This window comes from Paraburkholderia sediminicola (assembly GCF_046026855.1).
GTDB lineage: Bacteria > Pseudomonadota > Gammaproteobacteria > Burkholderiales > Burkholderiaceae > Paraburkholderia > Paraburkholderia sediminicola_A.
In genome coordinates this window covers 245,525-260,869 of the sequence record NZ_JAQQET010000004.1, presented here as the reverse complement: position 1 = coordinate 260,869, position 15,345 = coordinate 245,525, and the positions used below count along the sequence as shown (strand labels likewise).

At 60.8% G+C, this 15,345-nt stretch carries 13 protein-coding genes; 2 read left to right on the top strand and 11 right to left on the bottom strand.

Annotated features, from left to right (window positions below; all coding sequences use genetic code 11):
- Positions 1 to 76 precede the first annotated feature (76 nt).
- Positions 77 to 2,140, top strand: coding sequence for a polyphosphate kinase 1 (ppk1, locus tag PQR40_RS06590; RefSeq protein WP_408391113.1), 2,064 nt, complete (start codon positions 77 to 79; stop codon positions 2,138 to 2,140).
- A 91-nt stretch (positions 2,141 to 2,231) separates the two neighbouring features.
- On the opposite strand, the gene phoR is transcribed toward ppk1, so the two are convergent.
- The 11 genes from phoR to PQR40_RS06535 all read right to left on the bottom strand — a co-directional run bounded on the left by phoR (position 2,232) and on the right by PQR40_RS06535 (position 14,543).
- Entirely contained in the window at positions 2,232 to 3,545 is a 1,314-nt protein-coding gene (phoR, locus tag PQR40_RS06585; RefSeq protein ID WP_408222116.1) for a phosphate regulon sensor histidine kinase PhoR, read from the bottom strand.
- Positions 3,546 to 3,590: 45 nt separating this feature from the next.
- Positions 3,591 to 4,292 (bottom strand): phosphate regulon transcriptional regulator PhoB, encoded by a 702-nt coding sequence (phoB, locus tag PQR40_RS06580; RefSeq protein ID WP_028199153.1) that lies wholly within the window; start codon positions 4,290 to 4,292, stop codon positions 3,591 to 3,593.
- A gap of 25 nt (positions 4,293 to 4,317) precedes the next feature.
- Positions 4,318 to 5,022, bottom strand: coding sequence for a phosphate signaling complex protein PhoU (phoU, locus tag PQR40_RS06575; protein WP_408222118.1), 705 nt, complete (start codon positions 5,020 to 5,022; stop codon positions 4,318 to 4,320).
- A 28-nt stretch (positions 5,023 to 5,050) separates the two neighbouring features.
- On the bottom strand, positions 5,051 to 5,899 hold the full coding sequence (gene pstB / locus PQR40_RS06570) for a phosphate ABC transporter ATP-binding protein PstB (RefSeq protein ID WP_408222120.1): 849 nt from the start codon (positions 5,897 to 5,899) through the stop codon (positions 5,051 to 5,053).
- A 17-nt stretch (positions 5,900 to 5,916) separates the two neighbouring features.
- Positions 5,917 to 6,813, bottom strand: coding sequence for a phosphate ABC transporter permease PstA (pstA, locus tag PQR40_RS06565; RefSeq protein ID WP_408334046.1), 897 nt, complete (start codon positions 6,811 to 6,813; stop codon positions 5,917 to 5,919).
- On the bottom strand, positions 6,810 to 7,811 hold the full coding sequence (pstC, locus tag PQR40_RS06560) for a phosphate ABC transporter permease PstC (RefSeq protein WP_408508636.1): 1,002 nt from the start codon (positions 7,809 to 7,811) through the stop codon (positions 6,810 to 6,812). The genes pstA and pstC overlap by 4 nt, the downstream gene beginning before the upstream one ends.
- A gap of 140 nt (positions 7,812 to 7,951) precedes the next feature.
- Positions 7,952 to 8,983 (bottom strand): phosphate ABC transporter substrate-binding protein PstS, encoded by a 1,032-nt coding sequence (pstS, locus tag PQR40_RS06555; protein ID WP_408508635.1) that lies wholly within the window; start codon positions 8,981 to 8,983, stop codon positions 7,952 to 7,954.
- 450 nt (positions 8,984 to 9,433) lie between these two features.
- Complete coding sequence (gene glmM, locus PQR40_RS06550) at positions 9,434 to 10,792, bottom strand: phosphoglucosamine mutase (protein ID WP_408508634.1); 1,359 nt, start codon at positions 10,790 to 10,792, stop codon at positions 9,434 to 9,436.
- A gap of 3 nt (positions 10,793 to 10,795) precedes the next feature.
- Complete coding sequence (folP, locus tag PQR40_RS06545; RefSeq protein ID WP_408508669.1) at positions 10,796 to 11,632, bottom strand: dihydropteroate synthase; 837 nt, start codon at positions 11,630 to 11,632, stop codon at positions 10,796 to 10,798.
- A 170-nt stretch (positions 11,633 to 11,802) separates the two neighbouring features.
- The gene (gene ftsH, locus PQR40_RS06540; protein ID WP_408222128.1) at positions 11,803 to 13,692 is read right to left on the bottom strand and encodes an ATP-dependent zinc metalloprotease FtsH; all 1,890 of its coding nucleotides are present in this window, start codon (positions 13,690 to 13,692) and stop codon (positions 11,803 to 11,805) included.
- Positions 13,693 to 13,880: 188 nt separating this feature from the next.
- Positions 13,881 to 14,543: an RlmE family RNA methyltransferase gene (locus PQR40_RS06535; RefSeq protein WP_408222130.1), complete on the bottom strand. Its 663-nt coding sequence runs from the start codon at positions 14,541 to 14,543 to the stop codon at positions 13,881 to 13,883.
- 183 nt (positions 14,544 to 14,726) lie between these two features.
- Here PQR40_RS06535 and PQR40_RS06530 point away from each other — a divergent pair, with 183 nt between their 5' ends.
- Positions 14,727 to 15,257 (top strand): YhbY family RNA-binding protein, encoded by a 531-nt coding sequence (locus tag PQR40_RS06530; protein WP_408222132.1) that lies wholly within the window; start codon positions 14,727 to 14,729, stop codon positions 15,255 to 15,257.
- The last annotated feature ends 88 nt before the right edge of the window (positions 15,258 to 15,345 follow it).

The window sequence follows — 15,345 nt, the reverse complement described above, 5'->3', positions numbered from 1 at the left end:
ATAACAACGTCATCATACTGTGAGAATTTCCGAGCGTCTTTTCGTCTCCCTTCCTGAAATTCCATTCTCGCTGCCGATGTCCATCCGCTACCCCTTATTGAATCGCGAGCTGGGCATTCTGGGTTTCAACGAGCGTGTGTTGGCACAAGCTGCCGACCCAGCCGTCCCTTTGCTCGAACGCTTGCGTTTCATCTGCATCACCAGTAGCAATCTCGACGAATTCTTCGAAGTCCGCATGGCCGGACTTCAGGAGCAGATGCGCGACAACCCGGGTGCGCTGTCTCCGGACGGCATGTCGCTCCAGCACGTGTACGACCTCGTGGTCGAGCGCGCGCAGAGGCTCGTGCATCGCCAGTACACCATGCTGCACGACACGGTGCTCACCGCGCTCGAAGCAGAAGGCATCTATTTTCACGGCACTGAAGCATGGAACGAAGCGCAGACCGAATGGGCACGCAATTACTTCTTCGACGAACTGCTGCCGGTGCTCACGCCGATCGGCCTCGATCCGGCTCACCCGTTTCCGCGCGTGCTCAACAAGAGCCTGAACTTTGTCGTCGAACTCGAAGGCAAGGATGCGTTCGGCCGTCAGGCGATGATGGGCATCGTGCAGGCGCCGCGCGCTTTGCCCCGGCTCGTGCGCATGCCGCAGGATCTGTCGGGCTATCCGCATGGTTTCGTGCTGCTGAGCTCGTTGCTGCAGCGCTTTGTCGGCGAGCTGTTCCCGAATCTGGTGGTGCGCACCTGCAATCAGTTCCGCATCACGCGCAATAGCGAACTGTTCGTCGACGAAGACGAAATCACCAATCTGCGGGTCGCGTTGCAGGGCGAATTGCCCGCGCGGCATCTGGGCAATGCGGTGCGGCTCGAAGTGTCGGCGGACACGCCCGCGCATGTCGTGCGTCGCCTGCTGGATGAAAGCAGCCTGACCACCAAGGATTGCTATTTCGCCGACGGCCCTGTCAATCTGGTACGGCTGATGCAATTGCCGGAGATGGTAGACCGGCCCGACCTGAAATTCGTGCCGCATATTCCCGCGATTCCGCAGCAAATCGCCAACAGCATCAGCATGTTCGACGTGATCGATCAGGGCGACGTGCTGCTGCATCATCCTTACGAGAGCTTTCAACCGGTGCTCGAGCTGCTGCTGCAGGCAGCTAAAGACCCGAACGTGATGGCCATCAAGCAGACCATCTATCGCACCGGCACCGACTCCCCGCTGATGGACGCGCTGATGCAAGCGGCACGCAACGGCAAGGAAGTGACGGTAGTGGTCGAACTGCTCGCGCGCTTCGACGAAGAAACCAACATTAACTGGGCGTCACAGCTTGAAGCAGTGGGCGCGCACGTCGTGTACGGCGTGGTGGGCCACAAGTGCCACGCGAAGATGATGTTGATCGTGCGGCGTGTGTCGTCGGGCGGCAAGACCACGCTCAAGCGTTACGTACACCTGGGCACCGGTAACTATCATCCGCGCACCGCGCGGCTTTATACCGACTTCGGCCTGATGACCGCCGATCAGAAAATCTGTGAAGACGTACACCACGTGTTCCAGCAACTGACCGGCATCGGCGGTGAACTGAGGCTGCATGAGCTATGGCAGTCGCCGTTCACGCTGCATCCGAAACTGATCGATGCGATTCGCGCGGAAGCAGATCACGCGCGTGTCGGACAAAAGGCGCGCATCGTCGCGAAGATGAACGCGCTGCTCGAACCCACGGTGATTGCCGAGTTGTACGAAGCATCGCAGGCCGGCGTGAAGATCGATCTGATCGTGCGCGGCGTGTGCGCGTTGCAGCCGGGCGTGCCGGGTTTGTCGGAGAACATCACCGTGCGCTCGATTGTCGGACGTTTCCTCGAGCATCATCGCATTTACTACTTCTACGACGGCGGCAAGGAACAGGTATATCTGTCGAGCGCCGACTGGATGGATCGTAACTTCTTCCGCCGTGTGGAAGTGGCGTTCCCGGTCAACAACCGCCGCCTGAAGCGGCGTGTGATTGCCGAAGGCCTGTCAGCGTTTCTCGGCGACAACCAGGCCGCGTGGCTGATGCAAAGCGACGGCCACTATCGCCGCCGCCGACCGGGAAAATCCTCGCGCAATGCGCAGATGAGCCTGCTGGGGAAATTCTGTTCGTGAGTTCGTGATTGTGTTTGCGTACCGCTGAAGCGGCAGTACGCATAAAAAAGCCCGCCTTGTTACAGGCGGGCTTTTTTTCAGGCCGCTATTCTCAGGCCGGTGCCGGTTGCCGACGCGCCGTGCGATACACCGGGAAGCGCACGGTGAACGTGCTGCCACGTCCCTCCTCGCTCTTCACGTCGAGCTGCGCATCGTGCCGTTGCAGCACATGCTTGACGATGGCGAGACCGAGGCCCGTCCCGCCCGTATCGCGCGAGCGGCTGCGGTCGACGCGATAGAAGCGCTCGGTCAAACGCGGAATGTCCGCAGCCGGAATCCCCAGCCCGCTGTCAGTGACCGAAAAAACCGCACTGCCGCCGTTGGCGTGCCAGGTCACCGCGATTGCACCGCCGTCCGGCGTGTAGCGGATCGCATTGGTCACGAGGTTGCCAAGCGCACTGAGGAGTTCCGTTTCCACGCCGGTGACGGTCAGCCCTTCGTCGGCGTCGAACACGATCTTGTGATGATCGCTCGACAGGCTTTGGGCGTCGTCCTTCAGATGCCGCAGCACCGCGCGCATGTCGATCATCTGATCGCTCGGCGGCTTGTTGTCACCTTCAAGCTTCGCGAGTACCAGCAAGTCGTTGACGATATGACGCATCCGCGAGGCCTGCTGCTCCATCAGTTCGAGGTAGCGCGCACGCTCGGCTTCGCCTAGCGGCAGCTCTCGCATCGTCTCCAGGAAACCGGAGAGCACCGTGAGCGGCGTTTTCAGTTCATGCGACACGTTGGCGACGAAGTCGCGCCGCATCGCGTCGGTACGCTCCAGTTCGGTGATGTCTTGCGACAGCACCAGCTTGCGATTTTCGCCGTACGGAAACACCTGCACCGACAGCACGTTCTGGCGCTTGTCGCCCATGCCGCGCATGATCAGCATCTCTTCGTAGCGATGCGAATTCAGATAGCGCACGAAATCCGGCTGACGCACCAGATGCGTGATGTGCTGGCGCAGATCGCGCTTCGCATCAAGCCCGAAATGGAGTTCGGAGATCGCATTGCACCACTCGATCTGATCGTGATCGTCGAGCATCGCCACGCCGTTCGGCGAGGCCTGAATTGCCTGAATGAAACGCGAATGCTGCTGCTCGACCTGACGCACCTGCGCATGCCAGCGCTTTGCAAGCTTATGCAGACGGTAATAGATTTCGCCCCAGATGCCGGGGGCGCTCGGCACTTCACCATAGACCGGCGCGTCGAGCAAGCGCCACAAACGCTGCTTGTGGAAGGTACTGATGAAGCTCTGCGCGAGCAGCAAGACAATCGCGAGGACCAGCCCTGCCTTGACGTTCAGGAGTGCGCCGACCACCACGCACAGAACAGCCAGCAGCACGACCGACACGATGGAGCGCGCCCAGATGATGTTCATGTTCTAGCGAATCCAGCGATCGAAGAGAAAGGTGCTACCGCAACGTCACGCGCTCTTCGCGAGCCGGTAGCCGCTGCCGCGTACCGTCTCAATCATAGCATCGCATCCTGCCGGCTTGAGCGCCGCGCGCAGACGCTTGATATGCACGTCCACTGTGCGCTCTTCGACGAATACGTGATCGCCCCACACCTGATCGAGCAGTTGCGTGCGGCTGTGCACGCGCTCCGGGTGCGTCATGAAGAAGTGCAGCAGACGGAATTCGGTCGGGCCGAGATCGAGCTTGATCTCGCTGCCTTCGGCGTGCGCCGCTACCCGATGCGTTGCCGGGTCGAGTTTGAGGCCGTTGATCGCAACCAGGTCTTCGGTCAACTGCGGCGCGCGGCGGCGCAACACCGCCTTGATACGCGCCATCAGTTCCTTCGGCGAGAACGGTTTGGTGACGTAGTCGTCGGCACCGATTTCGAGGCCGAGCACCTTGTCCTGTTCATCGCCACGTGCGGTCAGCATGATGATTGGAATATGCTTGGTGCGCTCGTTGTTGCGCAGATCGCGGGCGAACGCGATACCTGACTTACCCGGCAACATCCAGTCGAGCAGCACGAGGTCGGGCAGTACGTCGCTGATCAGGTTCTGCGCCTGCTCCGCGTTGTACGCGCGAATCGGGCAGTGCCCGGCGTGTTGAAGATTCACCGAAATCAGTTCGGAAATGGCGGGCTCATCTTCAATGACGAGAATGCTGCTGGGCATCGGCACCTCTGGTCCTTATAACTGATTAACTGAGTGCTTCGCGTTCGAGCGCGTCGCGCGACTTGTGCCGCACGTCGGTGCCCTTGACGATGTAGATGATGAATTCAGCGATGTTCTTCGCGTGGTCGCCGATCCGTTCGATCGCCTTGGCGATGAACAGAAAATCGAGGCCCACCGAAATCGAACGCGGATCTTCGGTCATGTACGAAATCAGCTTGCGCACGAAGGCGCGGAATTCCTCGTCGATCGCCTTATCGTCGCGCATGATCTGCGCGGCGGCAACCGTGTCCAGACGCGCAAAAGCGTCCAGCGCGCGGCGCAGAATCGACACCGCCATTTCGCCCGACAATTTGATTTCGGCGATATTGATGCTGCGCGAGGCGCCGTCTTCCATCAGACGCTTGGTGCGCTTGGCGATTTTTTCAGCTTCGTCGCCGGCGCGCTCGAGATTCGTAATGGTCTTCGAAATCGCGATCAGGAGGCGCAAGTCGCGCGCGGCCGGTTGACGGCGCGCGATGATGTTGCTGCATTCTTCGTCGATCTCGACTTCCATCGTGTTCAGGCGCTCTTCGGCCGCGATCACCTGTTCACATACATCGAGGTCGAAGTTGTTGAGCGCGATCATCGCATTGACGATCTGCGACTCGACCAGACCGCCCATTTCGAGAACCTTCGAAGAAACGAGGTTCAGGTCGGCGTCGAACTGGCTGGACAGATGTTTATCGGACATGTCGTACTCCGTTGTTTTGCGCGGCGGCTTAGCCGAAGCGGCCAGTGATGTAGTCCTCGGTTTCCTTGCGGACCGGCTTGATGAAGATCTTTTCGGTGTCGCCGAATTCAATCAATTCACCGAGGTACATATAGGCAGTGTAGTCCGAACAGCGCGCGGCCTGTTGCATGTTGTGTGTGACGATCACTACCGTGTAATCGCTCTTCAATTCGGCGATCAGCTCTTCGATGCGGCCGGTGGAAATCGGGTCGAGCGCGGAGCACGGTTCGTCGAGCAACAGCACTTCGGGACGGATCGCGATACCGCGTGCGATACACAGACGCTGCTGCTGACCACCTGACAAGCCGTAGCCGCTCTGGCCCAATTTGTCCTTCACTTCATTCCACAGCGCGGCCTTGGTCAGCGCCCATTCCACGCGATCGTCCATTTCCGAGCGCGGCAGCGTTTCGAACATCTTCACGCCGAACGCGATGTTGTCGTAAATCGACATCGGAAACGGTGTCGGCTTCTGGAACACCATGCCAATCCGCGCGCGCAGCAGCGAAATATCGCGCTTGGAAGTCAGCAGGTTTTCGCCGTCCATCAGGATCTCGCCTTCGGCGCGTTGCTCCGGATAGAGCGCGTACATCTTGTTGAGCGTGCGCAGCAAGGTGGACTTGCCGCAACCCGACGGCCCGATGAACGCGGTCACCTTGCCTTCGGGAATCCGCAGATTGATGTTCTTCAGCGCGTGATACTTGCCGTAGAAGAAATTCAGGTCGTTGATCTCAATCTTCGGACGCGACGGCGCTTGCGCCTGGCCGCTTTGGGCGGGATCGAAACCGGCGGGCGCCGTCGGACGCGTGGCCGGATTGAGTTGAGTTTCTGCCATATTCATCGGATTACACTCCGCCCTTACTTATTCGAAAAGATCGTGCGCGCGAGGATGTTCAATCCCAGCACCGCGAGCGTGATCAGGAAGACGCCGGCCCACGCGAGCGATTGCCATTGCGCAAACGGGCTCATCGCGAACTTGTAGATCGTGACCGGCAGGTTCGCGACCGGCTGGTTCATGTCCATCGAGAAGAATTGATTCGACAACGCCGTGAACAGAAGCGGTGCGGTCTCGCCGGCAATCCGCGCGACGCCAAGCAAGACACCCGTGATAATGCCCGCGATCGAGGCCTTCAGCGTGATCGACATCACCATCTTCCACTTCGGCGTACCGAGTGCGAAAGCGGCTTCACGCAGTGCATTCGGCACCAGCTTCAGCATGTTCTCGGTGGTACGGATCACGATCGGAATCTGCAACAGCGCGAGCGCGAACACACCCGCCCAACCGCTGAAGTGCCCCATCTTCGCGACAACCAGCGCGTACACGAACAGACCCACCACGATCGACGGTGCCGACAACAGGATGTCGTTGATGAAACGCGTGAGACCCGCAAGCCAGCCCTTCTGACCATACTCGGCGAGATAGACACCCGCCAGAATGCCGATCGGCGTCCCGACGAACGTTGCGAGCGCAACCAGCATCACACTGCCGACAATCGCGTTGGCGAGACCGCCGCCATCGGTGTTCGGCGGCGGCGTGGATTGCGTGAACAATTCGATCGACAAACCGCCGATGCCGAGCCGCAGCGTCGTATAAAGAATCCACACCAGCCACAACAGGCCGAACGCCATGGCCGCGAGCGACATGGTCAGCGCCAGCGCATTCTTCGCGCGGCGGCGGCCTTGCAGGCGCACGCGCATTGCTTCGAGCGCGTCGGCGTCGTTCGAACCCGGCATATTCAAGGTGGGCTGCCTCATTTCGCGCCCTCCCCTTTTTCGAGGCGAAGCAGCATGAACTTCGAGATCGCCAGTACGACGAAAGTAATCACAAACAGGATCAACCCGAGTTCCATCAGCGCCGACGTATGCAGGCCCGGATCCGCTTCCGCGAATTCGTTGGCGAGCGCCGAGGTAATGCTGTTGCCCGGCGAAAACAGCGAGACGTTATCGAGCAGATTGGTGTTGCCGATCACGAAAGTCACCGCCATCGTCTCGCCCAGCGCGCGGCCGAGGCCAAGCATCACGCCGCCGATCACGCCGCTCTTGGTGAAGGGCAGCACGATCTTCCACATCACCTCCCAGGTCGTGCAACCGATGCCATATGCCGATTCCTTCAGAAGGACTGGCGTGACTTCGAACACATCGCGCATCACCGAGGCAATGTACGGAATGATCATGATCGCGAGAATTACACCTGCGCACAGAATGCCGATGCCGATCGGCGCACCCTGAAACAGCGCGCCGACGAACGGGATGCCACCCAACACGGCGCCGAGGGGCTTTTCGAACCACGCCGCGAAAATCGGTGCGAACACCAGCAGACCCCACATGCCGTAGACGATCGACGGGATCGCGGCAAGTAGTTCGATGGCGATACCGAGCGGACGGCGCAGCCACGCGGGCGCGAGTTCGGTCAGGAAGAGCGCAATGCCGAAACTGACGGGCACCGCGATGATGAGTGCAATGAGCGAGGTCGCGATCGTGCCGTAAATAGGCACCAATGCGCCGAATTGCTTGCTAGGTGGATCCCAGTCGGCGGTCCACAGAAACGCCAGGCCGAACTGTTTGATCGACGGCATGGAGGCGACGACCAGTGAAACGATGATGCCGCCGAGTAGCAACAGGGTGATGATGGCCGCGAGACGGGCAAGGCCGCCGAAAATGACGTCGCCGGCGCGGCTGGGCGCTTTCTGCTGCGACGCGCTGCCGGGTGGCGTCGACCTCGCCGTGCCAGGCGCTAAATGGATATCGGACATGAGAGCCTGATGGACCTGTTTCCAGTTGCCGTACGACACTTGTCGTGCGGCGGATGATGCTGGGCTAATGCCGGGGTAATGCCATTGGCCGTCCTCGATTGAGGACGGCCAATGTATTGCTGGATGCTTTACTGCAACGCTTAGTCAGCGATCGGCTTGCCGGCAGCGTCCTTCACCTTCGACTTCCACTGCGTGCGAATTTCAGCCGTGACCGATTCCGGCAACGAGATGTAGTCCAGATCGTTTGCAGCCTGGGTGCCGTTCTTGAACGCCCAGTCGAAGAACTTCAGCGTTTCCGTACCTTGCGGAGCCTTCTCCTGCGTGGTGTGCAGCAGCACGAAGGTTGCGCCGACGATCGGCCATGCGTCCTTGCCCGGCTCATTCGTCAGGATCTGGTAGAACGACTTCGACCAGTCAGCACCCGCAGCCGCTGCCTTGAAGGTTTCCGTCTTCGGCTCGACCACAGCACCCGTCGAATTCTTCAAGCTGACGTACGTCATGTGGTTTTGCTTCGCATACGCCCATTCCACGTAGCCGATCGCGCCCGGCAGACGTTGCACGAAGGCTGCGACGCCGTCGTTGCCCTTGCCGCCCGTACCCGTCGGCCAGCTGACCGTTGCGCCTTCACCGACCTTCGACTTCCAGTCTGCGTTGACCTTCGACAGGTAGTTCGTCCAGATGAAGCTCGTGCCCGAACCGTCAGCGCGGCGAACCACGGCGATGTCGGTATCCGGCAGCTTGACCTTCGGGTTCAGCGCAACGATCGCCGGATCGTTCCACTTCTTGATCTTGCCCAGGTAGATGTCGCCGAGCACTTCGCCCGACAGCGTCACTTCACCGGCCTTCACGCCCGGCACGTTGACAACCGGAACCACGCCGCCGACAACCGTCGGGAACTGGAACAGGCCTGCCTTCGTGAGTTCATCGTCCTTCAGCGGAGCGTCCGAGCCAGCGAAATCGACAGTCTTCGCTTCGATCTGCTTGATACCGCCCGACGAACCGATACCTTGATAGTTAACCTTGCCGCCGCCCGACTTCTGGTAGGCGTCAGCCCACTTCGTGTAGATCGGTGCTGCGAAGGTGCTGCCCGCGCCGGTGATGTCTGCGGCTTGCGCTGCGATCGCGAAAAGCGCGCCAGCGACGCCAGCGAACACGGTTTGCATCAATTTCATGAGACCTCCAAGGGTGTGAGCGGTGTGAGCGAATAACACGAACACCGCGAAGCTTAGGGTCTCTTTGTGACAGTAACGTGACTAACCGTGAAACCGTTGTGACAGTAGGATTACCAAGGTGAAAGGTGTTAATGCGCACAAATTGCCGGTTTAGCGGAGTTTCGGGCACCGCTCTACAGATTAGGCGAAAAAGATGGGGCGCGAACGTTTGCGTGTGAAGAGAGGGGTGCAGCAGAAAATTTTGATGGCTCGCTGGCAGTTCGCCGGTTCGCGGGGCAGGACGGAGTACTTATCCCTCATCTGCGGGACGGCAGCGGGACAACCCCGGCCGCCGCCCGTTGCCGCCAGGCCCGTGGCGGGACGCGTTGCTTGCCGCCCGCCGCTGTCGTATTAGCGGCGGGAAGGCATTTTGACGCTGTCGTTTCTCGCCTTCCCGGCGAGACGCATGGTTTAGGCCGTAGCTTGCTTGACCGCGCTGGCAATCGCGTCGGAGTGGCGAACCGCGTCGTCGACATTTTCCGCTTCGACCATCACGCGTAGAACGGGCTCCGTGCCCGAAGCGCGAATGAGCACACGGCCGCGACCGTTCAGCGCTTCCTCGGCCTTGCTGATAGCGTTGCGGATCGCGTCGCTGCCCTTCCAGTCGGCGCCGGGCTGCATCCGCACGTTGACCAGCTTCTGTGGGAACAGCGTCACGCCATGGAGCAGTTGGGCGAGCGTTTTGTCGCTGCGCTTCATCGCGGCCAGCACCAGCAGGGCCGACACGATGCCGTCACCGGTCGAATGGCGGTCAAGGGAGAGAATATGGCCGGAGCCCTCTGCCCCCAGTTGCCAGCCGTGCTCGCGTAACTGCTCAAGTACGTAGCGGTCGCCCACCGCCGCGCGGACGAACTTCACGCCGGCTCGCTGCAGCGCGACTTCGACCGCCATGTTGGTCATCAAGGTGCCGACCGCACCTTCCACCTTGCCGTCGGTCGCCATCCGGTCCTTGACCAGCACGTACAGCAGCTCGTCGCCGTTATACAGGCGGCCTGCCGCGTCCACGACCTGCAGCCGGTCGGCGTCGCCGTCGAGCGCGATGCCGAGGTCCGCGTGGTTCGCGCGCACTGCGCGCACCAGCGCGTCCGGAGCGGTCGCGCCAACGCCGTCATTGATGTTGAAACCGTTCGGCGCGACGCCGATAGGAATCACATCGGCGCCGAGTTCGTGGAACACATGCGGCGCGACGTCGTACGCGGCACCGTGCGCGCAATCGACCACCAGCTTCAGGCCGCGCAAGTCAAACGCTGCCGGGAAGGTGCTCTTGCAAAATTCGATGTAGCGGCCGGCTGCGTCGTCGAGGCGGCGCGCCTTGCCGAGTTGCTCGGACGCCGCGCAGGCGAGCGGCAGATCGAGTTGCTCTTCGATCTGCAATTCCACTTCGTCGGGCAGCTTGTTGCCGTCGGCGGAGAAGAATTTGATGCCGTTGTCGTAGTAGGGGTTGTGCGATGCGCTGATCACCACGCCCGCGGCCAGCCGCAGTGCGCGCGTTAGATAGGCGATGCCCGGGGTCGGCATCGGCCCGGCCAGCATGACGTCGACGCCGGCCGCAGAAAAGCCCGCTTCGAGCGCGGCTTCGAGCATATAGCCCGACACCCGTGTGTCCTTACCGATCAACACCGTGGGGCGCGTGCCCGTTCTCGCCCAGCGGTCCGCGCCCGCGAGCACCTTGCCGGCGGCATAGCCGAGCCGCAATACAAACTCCGGCGTAATCGGCCCTTCGCCAACCTTGCCTCGAATCCCGTCCGTTCCGAAATAACGACGTGCCATGTTTTATCTTCCTCCTTGGCTTTTGGACTCAGCCGCGCGCGGGCTATGCTTCGCCGCGTCGCGCATGGCCGCCCATACTTTCAATGCATCCACTGTTTGCGCGACGTCGTGCACGCGCAGAATTGCCGCGCCGCGTTCGGCGGCACACACCGCTGCGGCGATGCTACCCGCGACGCGCTCCGGCGCCGGGCGTCCGACTACCGCGCCGACCATCGACTTACGCGACATGCCGGCGAGAATGGGGTACGGCGGATCGGCCTGCGGCGCCGTGTCCGGCAGATGCGCGAGTAGCGCGTAATTGTGTTCGACTACCGCCTTGCCGAAACCAAAGCCCGGATCCACGCTGATGCGCGCACGGGCGATGCCCGCCTGCTTCAGCACGGCCACCCGATCTTCGAGAAACTGCCGAACCTCGCTCACCACGTCGTCATAGACGGGCTCACCGAGCTGCATGGTCTGTGGCTCACCGAGCATGTGCATCACGCACAAACCGCATTCACTGTGGCGAACGGCGTCAACCGCACCTGGCATCCGGAAACCCCAGATATCGTTGATCAGGTCCGCGCCCGCCGCCAATGCATGGCGCATTACTTCCGGCTTGTAGGTATCGATCGACAGCGGCACATTTGCGCCATGGAGTTGTTCGACCAGCGGAATCACCCGCTCCAGTTCTTCGTCGAGCGGCACCGGCGGTGCACCTGGGCGGGTCGATTCGCCACCGATGTCGATGATGTCCGCGCCGTCGAGCAGCATGCGCTCGGCCTGGCGCAGCGCATCGCCACGCATGGCATATTGGCCGCCGTCGGAAAAAGAATCGGGCGTGACGTTCAGGATGCCCATGACCAACGGGCGTTCAAAGGTCAGCTTGAAGCGGCCGCATTGCAGCGGTTCGGGGATGGGAAGAAAAGGAAATTCGACTTTCGACACTTAGTGGTCAATCACGTAAAACGGATAAATGCAAAACGGGCCGGTGTGAAACACACCGGCCCGCACTTTCTACTGGTCGCCTATCAGGCCGGCGCGGTCGCGCTGCCTGGCTTGACCTCAGTGCCCGGGCTGCCGCCCGAGGAGGCGTCGCTTGCCGGCGGCGGCGAGCTCTTCGGCGAACGCGGCGGACGGCCTGCCATGATGTCGTTGATCTGATCAGCGTCGATCGTTTCCCACTCCATCAGTGCGGCGGTCATGGCTTCGACCTTGTCGCGGTTCTCATCGAGCAGGCGCTTGGCGAGGTTGTACTGCTCGTCCAGCACGCGGCGGATTTCCGCGTCGACCTTCTGCTGCGTCGCTTCCGAAATGGTGCGTGTGAAACCACGGCCAAACGGCGTTGCGTCGTTTTCGTCGTCGACGTAGACCATCGGCCCGAGTGCGTCCGTCATGCCGAAGCGAGCCACCATGGCACGCGCCGTAGCCGTTGCCTTGTTGAAGTCGTCCGACGCGCCGGTGCTGATCAGGTTCAGGAACAGCTCTTCCGCAACACGGCCACCGAACAGGATCGCGAGGCGGTCCAGCAGGTAGTCTTTCGAATACGTTTCGTTGTCATGCTCCGGCAACTGCCACGTGACACCCAGCGCACGGCCGCGCGGGATGATCGTGACCTTGTGCACCGGATCGGCCTTCGGCAACAGCTTGGCGATGACCGCGTGACCCGACTCGTGATACGCGGTAGCGCGCTTCGATTCTTCGCGAATCACGGCCGACTTGCGCTCCGGTCCCATGAAGATCTTGTCTTTCGCGTCTTCGAAGTCGTTCATTTCAACGATGCGCTTGCCACGGCGAGCCGCGAACAGCGCCGCTTCGTTGACCAGGTTCGCCAGATCGGCGCCCGAGAAGCCCGGCGTGCCGCGTGCGATAACCGCTGCGTCGACGTCGTTCGAAATCGGCACCTTGCGCAGGTGAACCTTCATGATGTGCTCGCGGCCACGAATGTCCGGCAGACCGACGTACACCTGACGGTCGAAACGGCCCGGACGAAGCAGCGCCTTATCCAGCACATCCGAACGGTTCGTGGCAGCGATCACGATCACGCCCGAGTTCGCTTCGAAGCCGTCCATCTCGACCAGCATCTGGTTCAAGGTCTGTTCGCGTTCGTCGTTACCGCCGCCCATACCAGCGCCACGATGACGGCCGACCGCGTCGATTTCGTCGATGAACACGATACACGGTGCATGCTTCTTGGCCTGCTCGAACATGTCGCGCACACGCGCCGCGCCGACACCGACGAACATTTCAACGAAGTCCGAACCCGAGATGCTGAAAAACGGTACCTTCGCTTCGCCGGCGATAGCGCGCGCCAGCAACGTCTTACCCGTTCCCGGCGGCCCGACCAGCAGCACGCCGCGCGGAATGCGCCCGCCCAGCTTCTGGAATTTCTGCGGATCGCGCAGGAAGTCGACCAGCTCGGAGACTTCTTCCTTGGCTTCGTCGCAACCGGCGACGTCGGTGAAATTGATTGCGTTATTGTTTTCGTCGATCAGACGTGCACGGGATTTACCGAACGAGAACGCACCGCCTTTCCCGCCTCCCTGCATCTGTCGCATCATGTAGAACCAGAAACCGATGATCAGGATCGTCGGTCCGAGGTAGTACAGCGCGGACACCAGCGCATTCGGTTCGTCATCAGCCTTGCCGCTCACCTGAACGCCATACTTCATCAGATCGCCGACCATCCAGATGTCGCCCGGCGACACGATCTGGTACTTCTGGCCGTCTGCTGGAGTGACCGTAAGGTTCCGCCCCTGGACAATGACGTTCTTGACTTTGCCGTTCTTCGCGTCGTCCATGAACTGCGAATAGGAAACGCCTTCCTGGACACGGGGTTTGTCGAACTGCTTGAACACCGTAAACAGCACCAGTGCGATAACCAGCCACACTGCTGCTTTCGAAAACATATTGTTGTTCAAAGCACCACTCCTTCACTTAGACGGGCGCCTACATTTGCCTTGCGGCACCACGAAAGCATTCTAATCCAGTCCGCAGACCCCTGCCATAACGTTTCGCTACCACATAAATAGCGCAGCGGGCCATCAGAGCGCAAATTTCCGGCGCCTCCGGCACATTAACGGCAGATGCGGAACGGTCCGCAGCGAACCTACGCGGGCCGCTTGAGATGCTTACCCAAAATAAACGTTTCTGACGATTTGTCCCGCGAGGCTTTCGGCTTGCGGGCCGCTACCACCTTGAACTGGCGCTTGAACTTTTCGACAATCTGGCTGTAACCGCTGCCATGAAAACATTTGACTAAAAGGGCGCCATCCGGTTTCAGGTGGTTTTGCGAGAACTCCATCGCGATATCGCACAGATGCTCGATTCGCGCGGCATCCGCCACCGCCACTCCCGACAGGTTGGGCGCCATATCCGAAATTACAAGGTCGACCTGGCGTTCCCCGACTAATTCTTCGAGTTTTTCGAGAACCGAGTCCTCGCGGAAGTCGCCCAGAATGAAATGAACGTCGGCGATCGGCTCCATCGGCAGCATATCCAGCGCGATGATGGTGCCGTCGATACCGCCCTCGCGCTCGGCATCGCGCTGCGAGCCCTTGGCAAGCTTGTTACGGGCGTACTGGCTCCAGCTGCCCGGCACCGAGCCGAGGTCGACGATCACCTGGCCTGGCCGGATCAGCTTGTCCTGCTCGTCGATTTCCTTCAGCTTGTAGGCAGCGCGGGCGCGGTAACCCTCCCGCTGCGCCATTTTTACGTACGGGTCGTTGATGTGATCGTGCAGCCACGCGGTATTGAACTTGTTTTTTGCCATTAAAGGTAGAACTCTTGCTGCGTGATGTCGCGCTTTAGGGGATAATACGCGGTTAATTCGCGCGGCCACCGCCAAAACTGGCAGTCATCCGCGATTCTGTTGTTCTGACGCGCCGCCCTGCGCCATGGCCCGAATCTATCCGGGCTGCAGGTGCCGCCATTTTAGTCGAGTCTCCCACTTTCCATGCCAGCCCTTAAAGTCTCTTCCGACCAACGCGCCGAATTGCGCTCCCAGGCACATGCGCTCAAACCGGTCGTGCTCGTCGGCGCCGAAGGCTTGACCGACGCTGTGCTGTCGGAAATCAAGGTCCACCTTGGCGCACATCAGCTGATCAAAATCCGCGTATTCGGCGACGAACGCGAAGAGCGCATCGCTATCTACGAACAGATCTGCGACACGCTGAACGCCGCGCCGATCCAGCATATCGGCAAGCTGCTGGTGATCTGGAAACCGGAAGCAGCAGCACAACCGGCCGTGAAGGCCAAGCGCGGCGCCCTGCCGAGCGCCCGCGAAGCGGCTGTTGAAGCCAAACCGGGTAAAGGCCGCGCACCGCGCGTGGTCACGGTAGTGAAACCCAGCGAAATCCCGATGCGCAAGCCGAAGGCAAAAGCAGTCGTGGTGCGCGGCAATGAACGCGTTACGCAAGGCGGCAACGTCAAGCGCGCCAAGAAGCGCCAGACCAGCGCGAAGCGCGCACACCAGTCGTCGAAGTAAGCGGGTGTGAGGGGTGCGGGCGGTGTCCGCACCTTGGCGTGAACGGCTCAGGCCACTTGGGTAACGCCGCTTGAGTAACTGTAACTCT